This window comes from uncultured Gulosibacter sp. (genome assembly GCF_963509965.1).
GTDB lineage: Bacteria > Actinomycetota > Actinomycetes > Actinomycetales > Microbacteriaceae > Gulosibacter.
Genome location: NZ_CAUPDE010000002.1, coordinates 32,987 through 48,458, shown reverse-complemented (window position 1 = coordinate 48,458; position 15,472 = coordinate 32,987). Strand labels below are relative to the sequence as shown.

The window sequence follows — 15,472 nt, the reverse complement described above, 5'->3', positions numbered from 1 at the left end:
GTGCCCTTTCTGCCACGGATGCGGCTAGTTATTGCCGCCGTTGATGGTTGCGGTTTCGATCGCCATTTCGTCGACTTCCCAGGCGGCGAGAATTTTGGCGTAGGTGCCGTCGTCGATGAGTTCCTGCAGCGCTTCCTGCAAAACCTTTGCGAACTCTTCGTCATCATTACCGACACCGATACCCCAGATGCTCTCGTCGCCCTCGATGGCAACCGAGTCGAGCTTGTTCTCGGGGTTGGATGCGTGCCACTGCGCCACCGGGTAGTCGGTCACGGTGGCGTCAGCGCGGCCACTCTTCAGCGCCAGGTTGACGCTCTGGTCGCCGTCGAAACGCAGCACCTCGTAGGCGGGTTTACCAGCGTCTACGCATTCCTGTGACATTTCATCAACGAGCGCGGCGCTCGAACCTGCATCAACCACGGCGAGGGTCTTGCCGCACAGGTCCATCGGGCTTTGCACGCCCAGCGGATTACCCTCAGCGACGAGGAAGGCGTTGCCCGACTGCACATAGTCGACGAAGGTCATGCTCTGACGGCGTTCTTCGTTGTCGGTCATCGAGCTGATCACCGCGTCGAAGCGGCCGGCGAGAATACCCGGAATCTGCGCGTTGAACTCCTGGTCTTCAATGCTCATTTCAAGGCCGAGTTTGCGCATCAATGCCTGGGCGATCGCCGGGTCGACCCCGATGATGTCTTTGCCATTGTCGGTAAATAGCTCCATTGGCGGGTAGCCCACCGACGTGGTCCACTTCACGCCGTTTGCGCGGTACTCCTCGGGCACCTTGGCGCGCAGCTCTTCGTTGGGTTCAATACCCTCAATGATCGACTTGGCTCGTTCGTCGTCGGGCACCGGTAGGTAATTGACCTGCGAGAGGTCTCTCGAAGCGGCCTGTTCCACCTCCCACAGCCACTGTCCACCGCATCCGGTGAGCGCAGTGGTGACCGAGAGCATTCCGGCGGCCGCCACGAGCGCGCGGGCACGCATCCTATTCATCATTTTCACTCCTCATTGAGTTGGTAAACGACCTCACCATCCACCACGGTCTGCTGCACACGGATGCGCCACAAATCGCCGGGTGAACAGGTGAACGGGTCAGCGTCAAGCGTGACGAAGTCGGCGTATTTGCCCACTTCGAGAGTGCCGAGCCGGTCGCCGAGGCCGAATGCGTCGGCTGCGCGGCCGGTGTAGCTATCAACCGCATCCGCAACACTGACGCGCTCTTGCGGTTCGCGACCCTCGGGAGGTTCGCCGTCGCGGCGCTGTCGAGTAACTGCCGCGTGGATGCCGTACAGCGGCGCAACCGGCTCGATGGGCGCATCCGAACCGAATGTCACCAGCGCCCCGCGCTCCATGAGCGTGTGCCAGGGATAATGATGCGTGGCCCGATCACCTAGCAGGGTGACACTGAGCGGGTAGTCGCCGGTGCAGTGAATCGGCTGCATGGATGCAATGACATTCAGCTGCTTGAAGCGGTCAATATCCGAATCGATGATGTGCTGGGCGTGTTCGATGCTGTTGCGCAATCCGTGCTGCCGCGTGATTTCGGCCGTGGCTTCATAGGCGTCGAGCACATTGGTGTTGGCGCGGTCTCCGATGGCGTGGGTGCTGACCGCGATGCCGTTGCTATTGGCGCGGGCCACATCCACTGCCAGATCGGTCGAGCCGGTCACCTCGACACCGCAATTGCATTCATCGCCCTCATAGGGCGCGTGCATGAGCGCGGTGTGTGATCCGAGAGCGCCGTCGCTGAAAAGCTTCACCGAGCCGGTCACCACCCAGCGGTCGCCGTCGCCAGTGCGGCGTCCCTCGGCGATGGCGCGGTCGAGGGCGGTTACCGGGATGCCCTTACGCACCCGCACGCGCAGGCGATCTGCGGCAGCCAACTGCAGGTATCCATCCCGCACCTGTTCGCCATCGAGGTCGGTGATCGCGGTCACGCCATAGCGGTGCAGATGCTGCTGCACCTGGTCAAGCAGTTCGGCACAGTCGTTGAGCAGCAGTTCAGTGACGCGGCTGCGCGCCACATCGCTGTTGTTTTCGCGCAGCACGCCGGTGAGCTGGCCGTTTTCGTCGCGCTCGATCACACCGCCGGGAAGCTGCTCGGTGCTGTCGTCGATGCCGAGCTGTGCGAGGGCGCTACTATTCAGGCACACCGAGTGGCCGTCAACGGTGTTGAGCGCCACGGGGCGATCACCGAACACTTCGTCGAGGTCGCGGCGGTGCAGTGATTCGCCGGCAAGCCAGCGGTTCGCGTTCCAGCGCCCACCAACCACCCAGCCGGTGCCGGGGTTTTCGGCGTTCCATGCCCGCAGCTGGGCCAGAGCCTCCGCCAGCGAGTTGGCTTCGCTGGCATCGGGCGACTGGAACTGCAGCGCCATGGCACCGGAGTGCAGGTGGGTGTCAAAAAAGCCCGGAAGCAGCACGGCGCCGCCGAGTTCGGTGACCGGTGCATCCATACCGGCGATTTCGCGGCACTCTTCAAGGCTGCCGATCGCGGCGATATCGCCGTCAACCACCGCGATTGCGCCGCTGAATGGCGTGGCATGGGCACTGGTCAGGATGCGCGGATGAACAAATACTTTGGCGGTCACCTAATTCCTCCTTGAATTGGCACGTAGCGCTGCGGCGAACCTCTCGCTATCGACGCTGAGGAGAGTCTTCATTGACTCGCCCAAACTTCAGGTCGCAGAACTCTCGGTGATTACGACTCTAGAGCTGTGTTCTGGTGGATTAACAGTGTCAGTTACAAGAACTCGTTCGCTGACTGCTCCGTGCCGCCTCGTTCGCGCGCTGCACGGTGCATCCGCCCTGCGCCCAAGCGGCTGCACGCCGCAGCTCCCGCGACGCTGCATTCACACATGCGCACCTCGGGATTTGTGTGCCTTAGCGTCATTTGTATGTGTTCTGCCACGCACAATTGACGCTAAGGCACACAAATCCGGTAGAGGGGAGCCGTGCGTGCGGCGAGAGCGGTGCGTGAGCGGCGTGGCGCGCGAGCGAGAACGCGCAGCGCACGGCAGCGGTGCCAGAACCGGCAACATCGCGAACAACTGGCACCGCCACACACTTCTGGCACCCGCATACCGGTGCCACTTGTCGGCGCCGGTGCCAGAACCGCGGATGAGGGTGCGGCGCGGCTACTGCTCCGAGCGGCCGCCGGCCGCGTCCGCACCATCGGCACCATCCGCATCCTCAGCAGCCCCCGCGCCAGGCACGCGACGCACCGTCACTTTGCCGCGCTTACGCGACACAATGGCGTTGATAATCAGCCCAATCGCTGCAAACAAAATCACGCTCAGCGCGGTGATAAACACCAGGAAGAACCCCAGCGCCTGCTCGGGCGTGTGCACCTGATACCCCGCGTACAGCGACTCTGGCGGCGGAAAACTATACGCGCAAATGATCGACGCGATCACACCCACCACGACACCAATCGCGATGAACAGCGGCAGGTTCACCTGCCGCCGCACCGTGAGCTGCAACTCATCCGGCAGCTGTCGTTCAGTTGGTTGCTCAGCAGCGGCGGGCTCTGGCTGAGCTGATTCGCCGGCATCGGATGCAGCGGCTTGCTCGGGCGAGCGGTCATTATTCGCGACAGACATGCGAACCATTGTCTCCCATCGGCCACCGTTACTGCAGCCGCAGAACCGGCAGCAGCGCATCCAGATTCGCTCGACTACCGGATGCGAGAACGGCACCGGATGCGTGCGCCGCCTCCCAGCCCAGTGCGCCGGTAGCCAACCGCAGCCAAGTTTCGGCATCGGTTTCGATCACGTTCGGCGGGGTGCCGCGTGTGTGCCCCGGGCCCTCGATGCACTGCACGGCGCCGTAGGGAGGCACCCGCACCTCAACCGATTTTCCGGGCACCCGCTCGGCAAGCGCCTGCAGTGAGTAGCGCACCGCTGTCGCCACCGTATTGCGATCGGTTTCGCCCACCTGCCACCGCTGCACTGCAGCCATACCAGCCGCCTCATCAATTCGTTTCCGCGCCATATTTCCAGTGTCTCGCAACACCGGGCCGCCTTGCATCCACACGGCCGTTTCTGTCGAAGTGCCCGCTCACTGGCCGCAGAATGGCCAAGTGCCGGTAACCTGACTGACGTGAAGATTCTGGTTTTGGGGTCAGGCGCCCGTGAGCACGCCATCATCACCGCGCTCCACCGTGAGGGCGGTCACGAAATTGTTGTCAGCCCGGGCAATGCCGGAATGACCGACGTCGCACAACGCATCCGAATGAGCATCACCGACCCCGAACTGGTGGCTGACTTCGTCAAAGAAGAGCAGTTCGATCTCGTGGTCATCGGGCCCGAAGCACCGCTGGTTGCCGGTGTCAGCGATGCGGTACGCGCCCTGGGTGTGCCCGTGTTCGGCCCGTCGCAGTCGGCCGCCGCGATCGAAGGATCAAAAGCGTTCGCCAAAGACATCATGCAGCGGGCGAATGTGCCCACCGGCCGCGGCAAACAGTGCCAAGACATTGACGAACTCATCAGCGCCATCGACGAGTTCGGTGCGCCCTACGTGGTGAAAGCCGACGGGCTCGCTTCGGGTAAGGGTGTGATTGTCACCGAAGATCGCGGTCAGGCAATCCGTCATGCCGAACAGTGGATCGTTTCGGGGCCGCTGCTGGTAGAAGAGTTTCTCGATGGCCATGAAGTGTCGCTGTTTTGTTTCAGTGATGGCGAGGCCGTGCGTGCCCTGCCCCCGGCTCAAGACTTCAAGCGGCTGCACGATGGCGACCACGGACCCAACACCGGAGGCATGGGTGCCTACACTCCGGTGCCGTTCCTCAGCGACCGCTTCGGAAGCGAGCAGGAGTTTGTCGCCGAGGCCGTGCGCACTGTGGCGCAGCCGGTAATCGACACGCTGCGCGCCGACGGCAACCTGTTCCAGGGGCTGCTTTACTGCGGCCTGATCGTCACAGCCGCGGGTATTCGCGTGATTGAGTTCAACGCGCGCTTCGGCGACCCCGAAACCCAGGTGGTGCTCGAGCGTCTGGGCGAACCACTTTCGGCGCTGCTGCTCGCATGCGCCAACGGCACGCTTCACGAGCATCCCGAACAGCTCGCGGTGCGCGACAATGCCGCCGTCACCGTGGTGATCGCGGCCGAGGGATACCCCGAGCATCCCGTCACCGGACTCCCCATCGGCGGGCTCGATGATGCTGCCGCTGCCGGTGCTCTGGTGCTGCACGCCGGCACCGCAACCGACGACAACGACGAACTGGTAGTCAGCGGCGGCCGCGTGTTGAGTGTGGTTGCCACCGGCGACACCATCGCGGATGCACGCCGCGTCGCCTACACGGCAGCCGGCCGCATTGAGCTCGAGGGCGCGCAATACCGCAGCGATATCGCACAGCTCGGTGCCGCGCTACAAGACTCACAGCGCGCCCTCACTCAGATGACGCAACCGGCCGCCGAGACCGCTCAGTTCAGCGACACTCCGATCGCTGCGGCAACCGCGCGCGCGACCGGGTTTGAACCCGCCGCCGATCCGCTCGCCGACTACCGCCACGTGTATTCCGGCAAGGTGCGCGAGATTTACGAGAGCGACGACGCGCTGCTGCTGGTTGCATCCAATCGTGTCTCGGCATTCGACCACCTGCTCGAACCCGAGATCCCCGGCAAGGGGGCGATGCTCACGCAGCTGAGCCGATGGTGGTTCGACCGTCTCGACGTGCCCAATCATCTGCGTGAGCCCGAGGGCTGGGATGCGCAGCTGAGCACCTGGGATGCGGCCCGCACGATGCGCGTCGCCAAACTCGAAATGTTCCCAATCGAGTGCGTCGTGCGCGGCTATCTCACCGGTTCGGGGTTGAAAGAGTATGAGGCCACCGGCGCGGTGTGCGGGGTGCCGCTATCCGAGGGATTGCGCGACGGCGACCGGCTGCCCGAACCGATTTTCACCCCGGCCTACAAGGCACCGCAGGGTGAGCACGATGAGAACATCAACTTCGAGCGTGTAGTCGAGCTGATCGGTGAGGATGATGCGCGCGCACTGCGTGAGCTGTCACTGCAGGTTTATCGCACTGCTGCCCAGATCGCGCTCGAGCACGGGCTGGTGCTTGCCGACACTAAGTTTGAGTTTGGTCGCGACCCAGAAACCGGTGCGATCACCCTCGCCGACGAGGTGCTCACCAGCGATTCTTCACGCTATTGGGATGCGGATGCTTATGCCGACGAAACGGCCGGGCTGGATGCGCGGCTGGCGTCGTTCGACAAGCAAATTGTGCGCAACTGGTTGCGTGACAACTGGGATGGGGAGGGCACCCCGCCGGTGCTGCCCGCCGAGATCGTCGAGCGCACCCGCGAGCGCTACGCCGAGCTGCTGCAGCGCCTGGGAGTGCCCGCCGCCGCGCAGTAGGAGCGGCGGCGCGTCACGCGCCACAACAGCACCACCCCGCCCCACCCACAACTGACCCTCTAACTCGCAAGTGACCCTCCTACAACAGGGTCACTTGCCGACAACAGGGTCACTTGCCGGTAGGGGCGGCCGGATGTGCGGGGCAGGCGGCCGGCCGGGCAGGACGGGCGGATGCGCGGACGGGACGGGCGCAGCGGCGCGCAACCAAGGAGCGGCCCGCACCCACACGGCAGCTCAGCCTAGGCTGTGCGGCGGCGTGGTTTCTTCTTGGCTTTTTCGCGCAGCTCGCGCAATCGCTCCGACATCGTTGATCCGTCGGGGTCGGCTTCCAGATCGGGCAGCGGCTCGTTCCACGCTTTGATGAGCGCCCACGCCACCGCCGTCAACGGCACCGCAATCAGTGTGCCGATGATGCCTCCGAGCACGGTACCCACCGTGAGGGCGAGCATCACCACCAGTTCGTGCAGCGCCAACTGTTTACCCAGCACGATCGGCGAGAGCAGGTTGCCTTCGGCCTGGTTCACGATCACCACGATGATCACCACTACCACCGCGGGCCAGAACCCGTTAGTTACGAGCGTCACCAGCGACGCCACCACACCGGCGAGTGTGGCACCAACCACTGGGATGAACGCACAAATAAACACCACCACGGCCAGCGGCAGCGCGAGCGGCACCTGCAGCACCGCCAAGCCAACACCGATCAGCAGTGCATCCACGAACGCAACGATGACGGTGCCGCGCACATAGCCGCCGAGCACGGCGACGGCACGCATCCCCATCAGTTCGGCGCGCAGGTGCTGCGCATCCTGCAGCGGGTGAATTATGAACCGCCAAATCTGCGGCCCGTCTTTCAAGAAGAAGAACAGGATCACCAGGAACAGCACCAGTCCGGTGACAAACAGGCCCACCGTGCCGATGCTGGCGGCAACTCCGCTGCCAACGGCGCCGTAGTTGAGGTTGCTCAGCCACTCGCGCGTAGCGGCCCATCCCTGTTCAATGTTGGCGTCGTTGAGCGCGAACTGCGGGAAGGTTTGGTTCCACCATTGCACCAGGTGGGTTATGCCTTCGACGGCCCGCTCAGTGAGCAGTTCCCACGAGCCGGCGATCTGCGCCACCACCAGCCACATGGCGCCAGCAAGAATCAGCAGGATGCCCAGCAGCACTGTGATGGTGCCAAGCACCCGCGGCCAGCCCCGGTTCTCGAGCCAGCTCACCACGGGGCCGAGTGCGGCCGAAACGATCAGTGCGAGTAGCAGCGGCGTCATCACCAGCGAAACCTGCAGCAGCGACCAGATCACCACCGTCGCCGCAGCGAGAATCAGCATCCCCTGTAGGGCGCGGGTGGCGACGATGCCGATGCTGTCTTTCCACAGCGCCTGCACGGTCTCGGGCTGCCTGAGTCGCCCTTGGTCGGCCATGAGTCCTCCTGCTTGCGTGGCGCGCATCCCGCTACTCGGGTATGCGTACAGTATTCGAACTTACACAGCCGCACTGTGGTCGCGTGTCATCAACGCACTGCCGGGATAGGATGGGCGTCAGATTGAGTGGGATGAGAGGAACCTCGATGCCGAAGATCATCGTGCAGGTAATGCCCAAGCGTGAGCTGCTTGACCCGGCCGGTAAGGCAGTGCAGCGTTCGCTGGCTGCGGGCGGTCGGGGTCACTTCACCGATGTTCGCATTGGTAAGCGTTTTGAGATCACCACCGACCGCGAGGTCACCGCTGAGCTCATGGAAGAGGTGGCGGCGCTCGCCGACAATTTGCTGTCGAACGGTGTGATTGAAGATGTGACTTCGATCGATGTGGTCGAGGATGCCGGCGAGGTCGATCCTGCCGACACCGAAACGGTGACCGACGATGGTTTTCTGCCCACCGGCGCGGCGAGCGACGGCCAGGCACTCGCGAATGAGGCGGGCAACTAATGCGGGTTGGCGTTGTTACCTTCCCCGGCACGCTCGATGATCGGGATGCGCAGCGCGCCATCGAGATCGCGGGCGGTGAGCCGGTGGCACTCTGGCACCGTGACGAGTCGCTGCGTGAGGTGGATGCGGTGGTGCTGCCGGGCGGTTTCAGCTACGGCGACTATCTGCGCTGCGGGGCAATTGCCGCGCAGGCTCCGGTCATGAAAGAAGTCGTTGCTGCCGCTAGTAAAGGCATGCCGGTGCTCGGTATTTGCAATGGTTTTCAGATGCTCGTTGAGTCGCATCTGCTGCCGGGTGGTTTGATTCGCAACGCGCACGGCCGGTTCGTGTGCCGTGACCAGCGGCTGCGGGTTGAGAACATCGACACCCCCTGGACTAACGCCTATGAGCAGGATGAAGAGATCATCATCCCGCTTAAAAATGGCGAGGGTGCCTATATTGCCGACGATGAGACGCTGAATCGCATTGAGGGTGAGGGGCTAGTGACCTTCCGCTATGTGGGGGTCAACCCGAACGGTTCACTGAACGATATTGCGGGGCTGCGCAATGAGCGCGGCAATGTTGTTGGGTTGATGCCGCACCCCGAGCACGCGGTTGAACCCGGTTTTGGCCCGGATACTCCCGAGCGGATGCGGTCGGGTATCGATGGTCTGGGGATGTTCGCTAGCGTGCTGCGCTCGATGGCGCAGGCTTAGCGCGCAGTTTGATCACTGCGGCGCGCTTGGGCATAGCTGAGCGGTGCCGCTACAGCAACCCTTTCGCGGCCGCGAGCGCCCCAGCCTGAAACCTGCTGTCGGCACCGAGCAGCTCGAAGATTTGCGCGATGTGTCGCCGACAGGTGCGCACGCTCATCCCGAGCCTGGATGCCAGCGCTTCATCGGTGAGTCCGGATGCGAGGCCGCGCAGAATCGTCCGCTGCGTGGCGCTGAGTTGCTGCTCGGTTGTCGCGTCGTCGACGGTGAACGGGTCCGCAAATTCCCACACCGCATCAAAAAGTGCGCCGAGCAATCGCACGAGGTCTGCATCCCTGGTAACAATTGCAGCGCCGTCGTCGGTTTCTCGCCCGCGCGAGAGGATGGCGGCGTGCCGGTCAAACATGAACAGGCGCCACGGCACTACCGGTAGTGTGCGAAACTCGGCTCCGGCGGGCGTGAGCCGGGCCACCGAATTACGGGTTGCGACGTGGTCGCGGCGACGCTCGTGGTAGAGGTTTTTGCGAATGACCCCGCGCTCAAGCAACTCGAGGTCTTTCGCGTCGCTTTCTTCATGCATTTCGACGGTGGAGCCACGGCCGGGAACTACCATCAGCACTTCTTTGTTGACTCTGCGCCCGAGGTCAAGCAGTAACTGCTGGGCGGTAGTGGCATCCTCGATGACCTCGAACTGCGACGCACTGCTGACGCGCGCACGTGTTTCGAGATATTTCGGCACGAGTGGCAGCATGGTGGCGCGCCGCTCGGCAACCTCGCGCTGCAAGTTGAGAATCTCACGTTCCTGCGCATCCACGAGCCCGGCGAGCGCCACCTCAGGCGGCACGGCAACATAGACACCCTCGACGGTTTGCACGAGATGTAGGGCAATGAGCTCGTCGAGAGCTTCTTGCGCATCGCGTATCCGCAGCGCCAGCCCTTCAGAGACCGAATCGACTGACGCCTCCGGCAGTGCACTGATGAACTCGTACACGTGCAGGGCGTTCGCGGTCAGCATCGATCTCATGCCCCCTGAGCGTAGCGGCCAGATCGCCTATCTTCAGCCGATGGGATGCGGTGTTACGCCGCGCGTCGCGCGTCGGCGGCCGCGAGTGCTATGGTGACCACCGCAAATGTGCCGGCAAGCACACTGAGTGCGAACACCGGCTGGTTCGCATACAGCGGCACTGCGGCCGAGCCGACGATGGCGGGGGCCACGAGCAGCCCGACGAGTTTGTTGCGCTGCGCCTTGTCGGCTTGGCGCAACAAGCGAGCGGCAACGAGTGAGAAACCGATGATGCCGATTACAAACGGCACCATGAGCCACGCGGTCAGCTGTTGAGCCAGCACCGCGATGGTGATTGCAGTGATCCAGGATGCGGTTGCGACTGTGGCGGTGATGCGAGTCATTTTGTGTCCTTTCGCTTGGGATGCACAGCCAGACTCGCCCGGCTGATGGCCGGTCACAAGTGGAACTTCGCGTCAAGGCAGGATGCTGTCAATACCGGCAAGCTGTGGCGTAATTCCACGCCCTGAGCCGGCTGTTGACAACTAGTGGAGACGGCAGGAAGTTGCCATGTAGAGCATCCAGCTCGAACCGCGACGGCCCGATATGAACCCCGATGACGGCAGGTTCGGGCGGGTTTGGCACGGCTTGCTACTGTGCGGAGCGACACCGCAACCACCAGTCGGAAGGAACCACCTATGGCAGTGTTCAATGTCACCTCGAAAGCAACCGGCGAAACTCAGCTCGAAGTCACGGCTCGCCAGTTCAAGTTTGTTGTCGACGAACCGCCTACTCTCGGCGGCGAAGACCAGGGCCCCAACCCGGTCGAGTATGTGCTCGGCGCGCTGCTGGGATGCTTCAACGTGGTCATTCACATCGTCGCGAAAGAGCGCGGCATCACCATCAATTCGCTCACGCTCGACGCCGAGGGCGACCTCGACCCGTCGAAGGTGGTTGGCCAGCCCACCGAGAACCGCGCCGGATACAGCGACATCCGCGTCACCGTGCGGCTCGACAGCGACGCCGACGATGCCACCGTGCAGTCGATCATCGATGAGGCGAAGTCGCGCTGCCCCGTCTCTGACAACCTCGCGAACCCCACCCCGGTGTCGTTCGCGTTCGAGCGCGCCTAGTGCATCCCTTTAAAGCCGTAGCTTGCTGACTGCCCTCGGTTTCGCCGGGGGCAGTCGCGCTTCAAAGCCACCGAAACCACTGAGGGACACCGCTATGGCGGTATCCCTGTGGGTTTTCGGTGTACCCGAGCGGTGCCTGCGGCGCTGGGCCACGCTCGCGTCGCGAAGTCAGCTACTTCGCAACCTCGTTCTTGTCTTTGCGGAAGCAAAGGAACCAGTCGAGGCAGTACTCGTCTTCGCTCTGGTTCAGCATGCGCTCAGCAGCCACACCGCATGAACCGGCGGTGGGCACGATCACGTCGTCGCCGGGGCGCCAATCGGCGGGGGTTGCCACATCGTCGCGGTCGGCGGTCTGCAGCGCGATGATGATGCGCTTAATCTCGTCGAAGTTACGACCGGTCGACAGCGGGTAGTAGAGGATGGTGCGGATGATGCCCTCGGGGTCGATGATGAACACCGCGCGCACCGCCTGCGTGTTCGACTGACCGGGCTGGATCATCCCGTATTTCTTCGAAATATCCATGCGGATGTCTTCGATGAGCGGGAAGGTCACGTCGATGTTCTTCATGTCTTTCCACTCGAGTTCTTGAATCTTACGCAGCCAGGCGATGTGTCCGTACAGCGAGTCGACCGACAGGCCAACGAGTTCGGTGTTGAGCGCCTTGAACTCGCCCATCATCTTGGCGAAGGTCATGAACTCGGTGGTGCACACCGGCGTGAAGTCGGCCGGGTGCGAGAAAAACACCACCCACTTACCCGCATAGTCGGCGGGAAAGTTGATGTTGCCCTGCGTGGTTACGGCCTCGAACGCCGGTGCGGGCTCACCCAGCATCGGCATCGGGGTACGAGTTTCAGTAGTTACGATCTGCTCGGTCATCTGAACCTCCGGAAGAGCTCAGCGGCATCTGAATCCGTTGCCGCACTACGGCTGTATGTGCCTCCATTTTACGAGCGCGAGGCGTACAGATTGATGTGAGCTTTTCGCCCTTCACAACACTCAAAATATGCCCTTGACCGGCGATTGTGTGCATCCAATCACCACCGCCGCACACTCTCTGCGCGGCTGTTCGACCAGCAACCACCCCCGCGCAAGTAGGCTGGCTGGGTGATCCCTCGCCGCGTTCTTCGCACCACCTCCATCATCGAAGCCTGCACCTGGGCGTTCTTGCTGGTAGCGATGCTGTTCAAGTACGTCATCAACCCCGACGTGGGCGGCTTACTCGTGCCGTTCGCGGGCGCGGCACACGGCACCGCGTTTTTGGCGTACCTGTTTTTTGGCCTCGTGGTGGGTGCGAACGCGCGCTGGTCGTTCGGGCTGATGCTGGTGGGCGGGCTGGCGTCGGTGCCGCCGTTCGCGACGCTGCTTTTCGACTGGTGGGTTGAGCGTTCGGGTCGGCTGCCAGCCGATTGGGTCAGCGAGGATGCGGATGCACGGGGCCGCGGGTTACGTGCCGACTACCGGGGTGCGGGGATGTTCGCGGCGCGACTTGACGGCCTGGTGGCGTGGACCCGCTCACATCCGGTGACCCTGGCGCTCATCGCGGTCGCCGCATTCGTGTTCATCCTCGCCCCATCGCTTGGTGCAGCTTTGCGGGGGTAGCTCGCGCCGCAGCGAATCCCAACGGATGCGCTGTCCCACCGTGAACGAGCACCGCCGACTAGACTCGGAAGCAGACTTTGCTCGACCGGCCGTGTCGGGCATCCTCACCCCGTCTCTAGGAGCGAATTTGAGCATCCGTCACGTTCCCGACACCGTCGAAAACGCCAAAGCCACTCCCGAAAAAGAGCAGCCATACGAGTCGCTCGGCCTGAAGGCAGACGAGTACGCGCTCATCCGCGAGATTCTCGGCCGTCGTCCCACTTCGGGTGAGCTGGCCATGTATTCGGTGATGTGGTCGGAACACTGCTCGTATAAGTCGTCGAAGAAGTACCTGCGCCAGTTCGGTCAGAAACAAAACGACAAGATGCGCGAGCACCTCATGGTGGGCATGGGTGAAAACGCCGGCGTGCTCGATATTGGCGACAACTGGGCCGTTACCTTCAAGGTCGAGTCGCACAACCACCCCAGCTACATCGAGCCGTTCCAGGGCGCTGCCACCGGTGTTGGCGGCATTGTTCGCGACATCATTTCGATGGGTGCTCGCCCGGTTGCGGTGATGGACGGGCTGCGTTTCGGTGACATCGACGACCCCGACACCGCGCGCGTGGTGCACGGCGTTGTGGGCGGCATCTCGTTCTACGGCAACTGCTTGGGCCTGCCAAACATCGGTGGTGAGACCTGGTTCGACAAGACCTACCAGGTGAACCCGCTCGTGAACGCGCTCGCCGTGGGCGCCCTCAAGCACGAGGATCTGCACCTGGCGAACGCTCGCGGTGCCGGTAACAAGGTGGTGCTGTTCGGCGCCCGCACCGGCGGCGATGGAATTGGTGGCGCATCCATTCTCGCTTCCGATTCGTTTGACGAGGGCGGCCCCACCAAGCGTCCCGCGGTGCAGGTTGGCGACCCGTTTGCCGAGAAGGTGCTGATCGAGTGCTGTCTTGAACTGTTTGCTGCCGGTGCCGTTGAGGGGATTCAAGACCTCGGCGCGGCCGGTATTTCGTGCGCCACCAGCGAGTTGGCTGCGGCGGGCGATGGCGGGATGCACATCTCGCTCGACAATGTACTGTTGCGTGACGACACCCTCACCGCCGAAGAGATTTTGATGTCGGAGTCACAGGAGCGGATGATGGCGATCGTCAGCCCCGAAAAGCTCGACGAGTTTCTCGCGATCACCGAGAAATGGGAGGTCGAGGCGAGTGTGCTCGGCGAGGTGACCGACACCGGTCGCCTGATCATCGACTGGCAGGGTGAACGCATCGTGGATGTTGACCCCACCACTGTCGCGATCGATGGCCCGGTTTATGACCGCCCGGTGGCCTATCCCGAGTGGATTGCCGCGCTGCAGGCCGATCGCGCTGAGGCCCTTCCCCGCGCGGCCAGCGGCGACGAGCTGCGGGCGCAGCTGTTCGCGGTGCTCGGCCACCCGAATGCGGCCGATCCGGCATGGATCACCGACCAGTTTGACCGTTACGTTGGCGGCAACACGGCGTTCGCCTATCCCGAGGATGCGGGTGTGTTGCGGATCGACGAAACCACCCGCCTGGGTGTGGCGCTGTCGATGGATGCGAACGGCCGCTACGCGCAGCTCGACCCGCGCACCGGCGCGCGGCTGGCGCTCGCCGAGGCCTACCGCAACGTTGCAACCACCGGCGCCGAGCCGATGGCGGTGAGCGACTGCCTGAACTTTGGTTCGCCCGAAAACCCCGAGGTGATGTGGCAGTTCTCGCAGGCGGTTGAGGGGCTCGCCGATGGTTGCCTCGAACTGTCGATCCCGGTGACCGGCGGCAACGTCTCGTTTTACAACCAGACCGGTGATACGCCCATCCACCCCACCCCCACTGTTGCGGTGCTCGGCCGCTTCGAGGATGTCGACCTGCGGGTTGCTGGTGGCTGGCAGGATGAGGGCAACAACATCTACCTGCTGGGTGTGACGCGCGAAGAGCTTTCGGGTTCGCTGTGGGCCGATGTAGTGCACGACCACCTGGGCGGGATGCCCCCGGCAGTTGATTTCGAGGCCGAGATGGCGCTCGCTTCGGTGCTGCAAGCGGCATCGAAGGAGGGGCTGCTGTCGTCGGCACACGACCTTTCTGAGGGCGGGTTGGCGCTGGCACTCGTGGAGTCGTGTGCCCGCTTCGGCATCGGTGCGCGCATCGTGCTTGATGAACTGTTGCAGCGCGATGGCGTGGATGTGACCACGGCGCTGTTCTCAGAGTCGCAGGCGCGCGTGATCGTGTCGGTGCCGCGCGAGGACGATGTGCGGTTCACGCTCATGTGCGAGGCCCGCAAACTGCCGATTCTGCGTATCGGCGTGACCGACGGTGATGCGCTCGAGGTGCAGGGACAGTTCACAGTGCCGGTTGCTGAGCTGCAGCAGCTGCGTGCCGCGACACTGCCGTCGCGTTTCGGTGACCGCGTGACCGAGTAGCTGCGCGGGGTGCCGAGCATCCCGCGCGCTCTTCCTCGGACATGGCACCGCCACTGCGCGCCTTTTCCCGGAGATGGCACCCCCACTGCGCGCCATCTCCCTGAAATGGCACCGCCACCGACAAATGGCACCCTCATACCGGTGCCACTTGTCACTCAAGGTGCCACTTCCCGAAGAATAGGACAGTTCTGGCACCCCCCACCGCGCGAAAGGTGAGAGCCAGTTTGTCGCGATAGGTGCCGTTCGCCAGAGAGAAAGTGGCTACCCGCCCCCGACGCCACATGACGCCAGAGGTGCCATTTGCCGCAGACTAGGGCGCTTCTGGCACCGCCACC

The 15,472-nt window shown here is 63.3% G+C and carries 14 protein-coding genes; 6 read left to right on the top strand and 8 right to left on the bottom strand.

Annotation, left to right across the window (positions count from 1 at the left end; genetic code table 11):
• Positions 1 to 24: 24 nt before the first annotated feature.
• The 4 genes from RQ865_RS02205 to RQ865_RS02190 form a co-directional block, all read right to left on the bottom strand.
• Positions 25 to 996: an ABC transporter substrate-binding protein gene (locus RQ865_RS02205; RefSeq protein WP_311477129.1), complete on the bottom strand. Its 972-nt coding sequence runs from the start codon at positions 994 to 996 to the stop codon at positions 25 to 27.
• A 2-nt stretch (positions 997 to 998) separates the two neighbouring features.
• On the bottom strand, positions 999 to 2,591 hold the full coding sequence (locus RQ865_RS02200) for an amidohydrolase (protein ID WP_311477127.1): 1,593 nt from the start codon (positions 2,589 to 2,591) through the stop codon (positions 999 to 1,001).
• 546 nt (positions 2,592 to 3,137) lie between these two features.
• Positions 3,138 to 3,602, bottom strand: a complete 465-nt coding sequence (locus RQ865_RS02195) for a hypothetical protein (RefSeq protein ID WP_311477125.1) — start codon at positions 3,600 to 3,602, stop codon at positions 3,138 to 3,140.
• A gap of 28 nt (positions 3,603 to 3,630) precedes the next feature.
• A complete protein-coding gene (locus tag RQ865_RS02190; protein ID WP_311477123.1) occupies positions 3,631 to 3,993 on the bottom strand; it encodes a sterol carrier family protein in 363 nt (120 codons plus the stop codon).
• Positions 3,994 to 4,101: 108 nt separating this feature from the next.
• On the opposite strand from RQ865_RS02190, the gene purD reads away from it, so the two are divergent.
• Complete coding sequence (gene purD / locus RQ865_RS02185) at positions 4,102 to 6,360, top strand: phosphoribosylamine--glycine ligase (RefSeq protein ID WP_311477121.1); 2,259 nt, start codon at positions 4,102 to 4,104, stop codon at positions 6,358 to 6,360.
• A 239-nt stretch (positions 6,361 to 6,599) separates the two neighbouring features.
• On the opposite strand, the gene RQ865_RS02180 is transcribed toward purD, so the two are convergent.
• The gene (locus RQ865_RS02180) at positions 6,600 to 7,781 is read right to left on the bottom strand and encodes an AI-2E family transporter (protein ID WP_311477119.1); all 1,182 of its coding nucleotides are present in this window, start codon (positions 7,779 to 7,781) and stop codon (positions 6,600 to 6,602) included.
• A 146-nt stretch (positions 7,782 to 7,927) separates the two neighbouring features.
• On the opposite strand from RQ865_RS02180, the gene purS reads away from it, so the two are divergent.
• Entirely contained in the window at positions 7,928 to 8,284 is a 357-nt protein-coding gene (purS, locus tag RQ865_RS02175) for a phosphoribosylformylglycinamidine synthase subunit PurS (RefSeq protein ID WP_311477118.1), read from the top strand.
• Positions 8,284 to 8,979, top strand: a complete 696-nt coding sequence (purQ, locus tag RQ865_RS02170) for a phosphoribosylformylglycinamidine synthase subunit PurQ (protein ID WP_311477117.1) — start codon at positions 8,284 to 8,286, stop codon at positions 8,977 to 8,979. The genes purS and purQ overlap by 1 nt, the downstream gene beginning before the upstream one ends.
• Positions 8,980 to 9,028: 49 nt before the next feature.
• On the opposite strand, the gene RQ865_RS02165 is transcribed toward purQ, so the two are convergent.
• A complete protein-coding gene (locus tag RQ865_RS02165) occupies positions 9,029 to 10,000 on the bottom strand; it encodes a helix-turn-helix transcriptional regulator (protein WP_311477115.1) in 972 nt (323 codons plus the stop codon).
• A 53-nt stretch (positions 10,001 to 10,053) separates the two neighbouring features.
• Positions 10,054 to 10,383, bottom strand: coding sequence for a hypothetical protein (locus tag RQ865_RS02160; protein WP_311477114.1), 330 nt, complete (start codon positions 10,381 to 10,383; stop codon positions 10,054 to 10,056).
• A gap of 294 nt (positions 10,384 to 10,677) precedes the next feature.
• On the opposite strand from RQ865_RS02160, the gene RQ865_RS02155 reads away from it, so the two are divergent.
• Entirely contained in the window at positions 10,678 to 11,112 is a 435-nt protein-coding gene (locus tag RQ865_RS02155) for an OsmC family protein (RefSeq protein WP_311477113.1), read from the top strand.
• A 172-nt stretch (positions 11,113 to 11,284) separates the two neighbouring features.
• Here RQ865_RS02155 and RQ865_RS02150 read toward each other — a convergent pair whose 3' ends face one another.
• Complete coding sequence (locus RQ865_RS02150; RefSeq protein WP_311477112.1) at positions 11,285 to 11,989, bottom strand: peroxiredoxin; 705 nt, start codon at positions 11,987 to 11,989, stop codon at positions 11,285 to 11,287.
• A 228-nt stretch (positions 11,990 to 12,217) separates the two neighbouring features.
• On the opposite strand from RQ865_RS02150, the gene RQ865_RS02145 reads away from it, so the two are divergent.
• Together RQ865_RS02145 and purL are read left to right on the top strand one after the other, a co-directional pair.
• Positions 12,218 to 12,712: a DUF3817 domain-containing protein gene (locus tag RQ865_RS02145; RefSeq protein WP_311477110.1), complete on the top strand. Its 495-nt coding sequence runs from the start codon at positions 12,218 to 12,220 to the stop codon at positions 12,710 to 12,712.
• A 127-nt stretch (positions 12,713 to 12,839) separates the two neighbouring features.
• Positions 12,840 to 15,137 (top strand): phosphoribosylformylglycinamidine synthase subunit PurL, encoded by a 2,298-nt coding sequence (gene purL, locus RQ865_RS02140; protein WP_311477108.1) that lies wholly within the window; start codon positions 12,840 to 12,842, stop codon positions 15,135 to 15,137.
• Positions 15,138 to 15,472 lie beyond the last annotated feature (335 nt).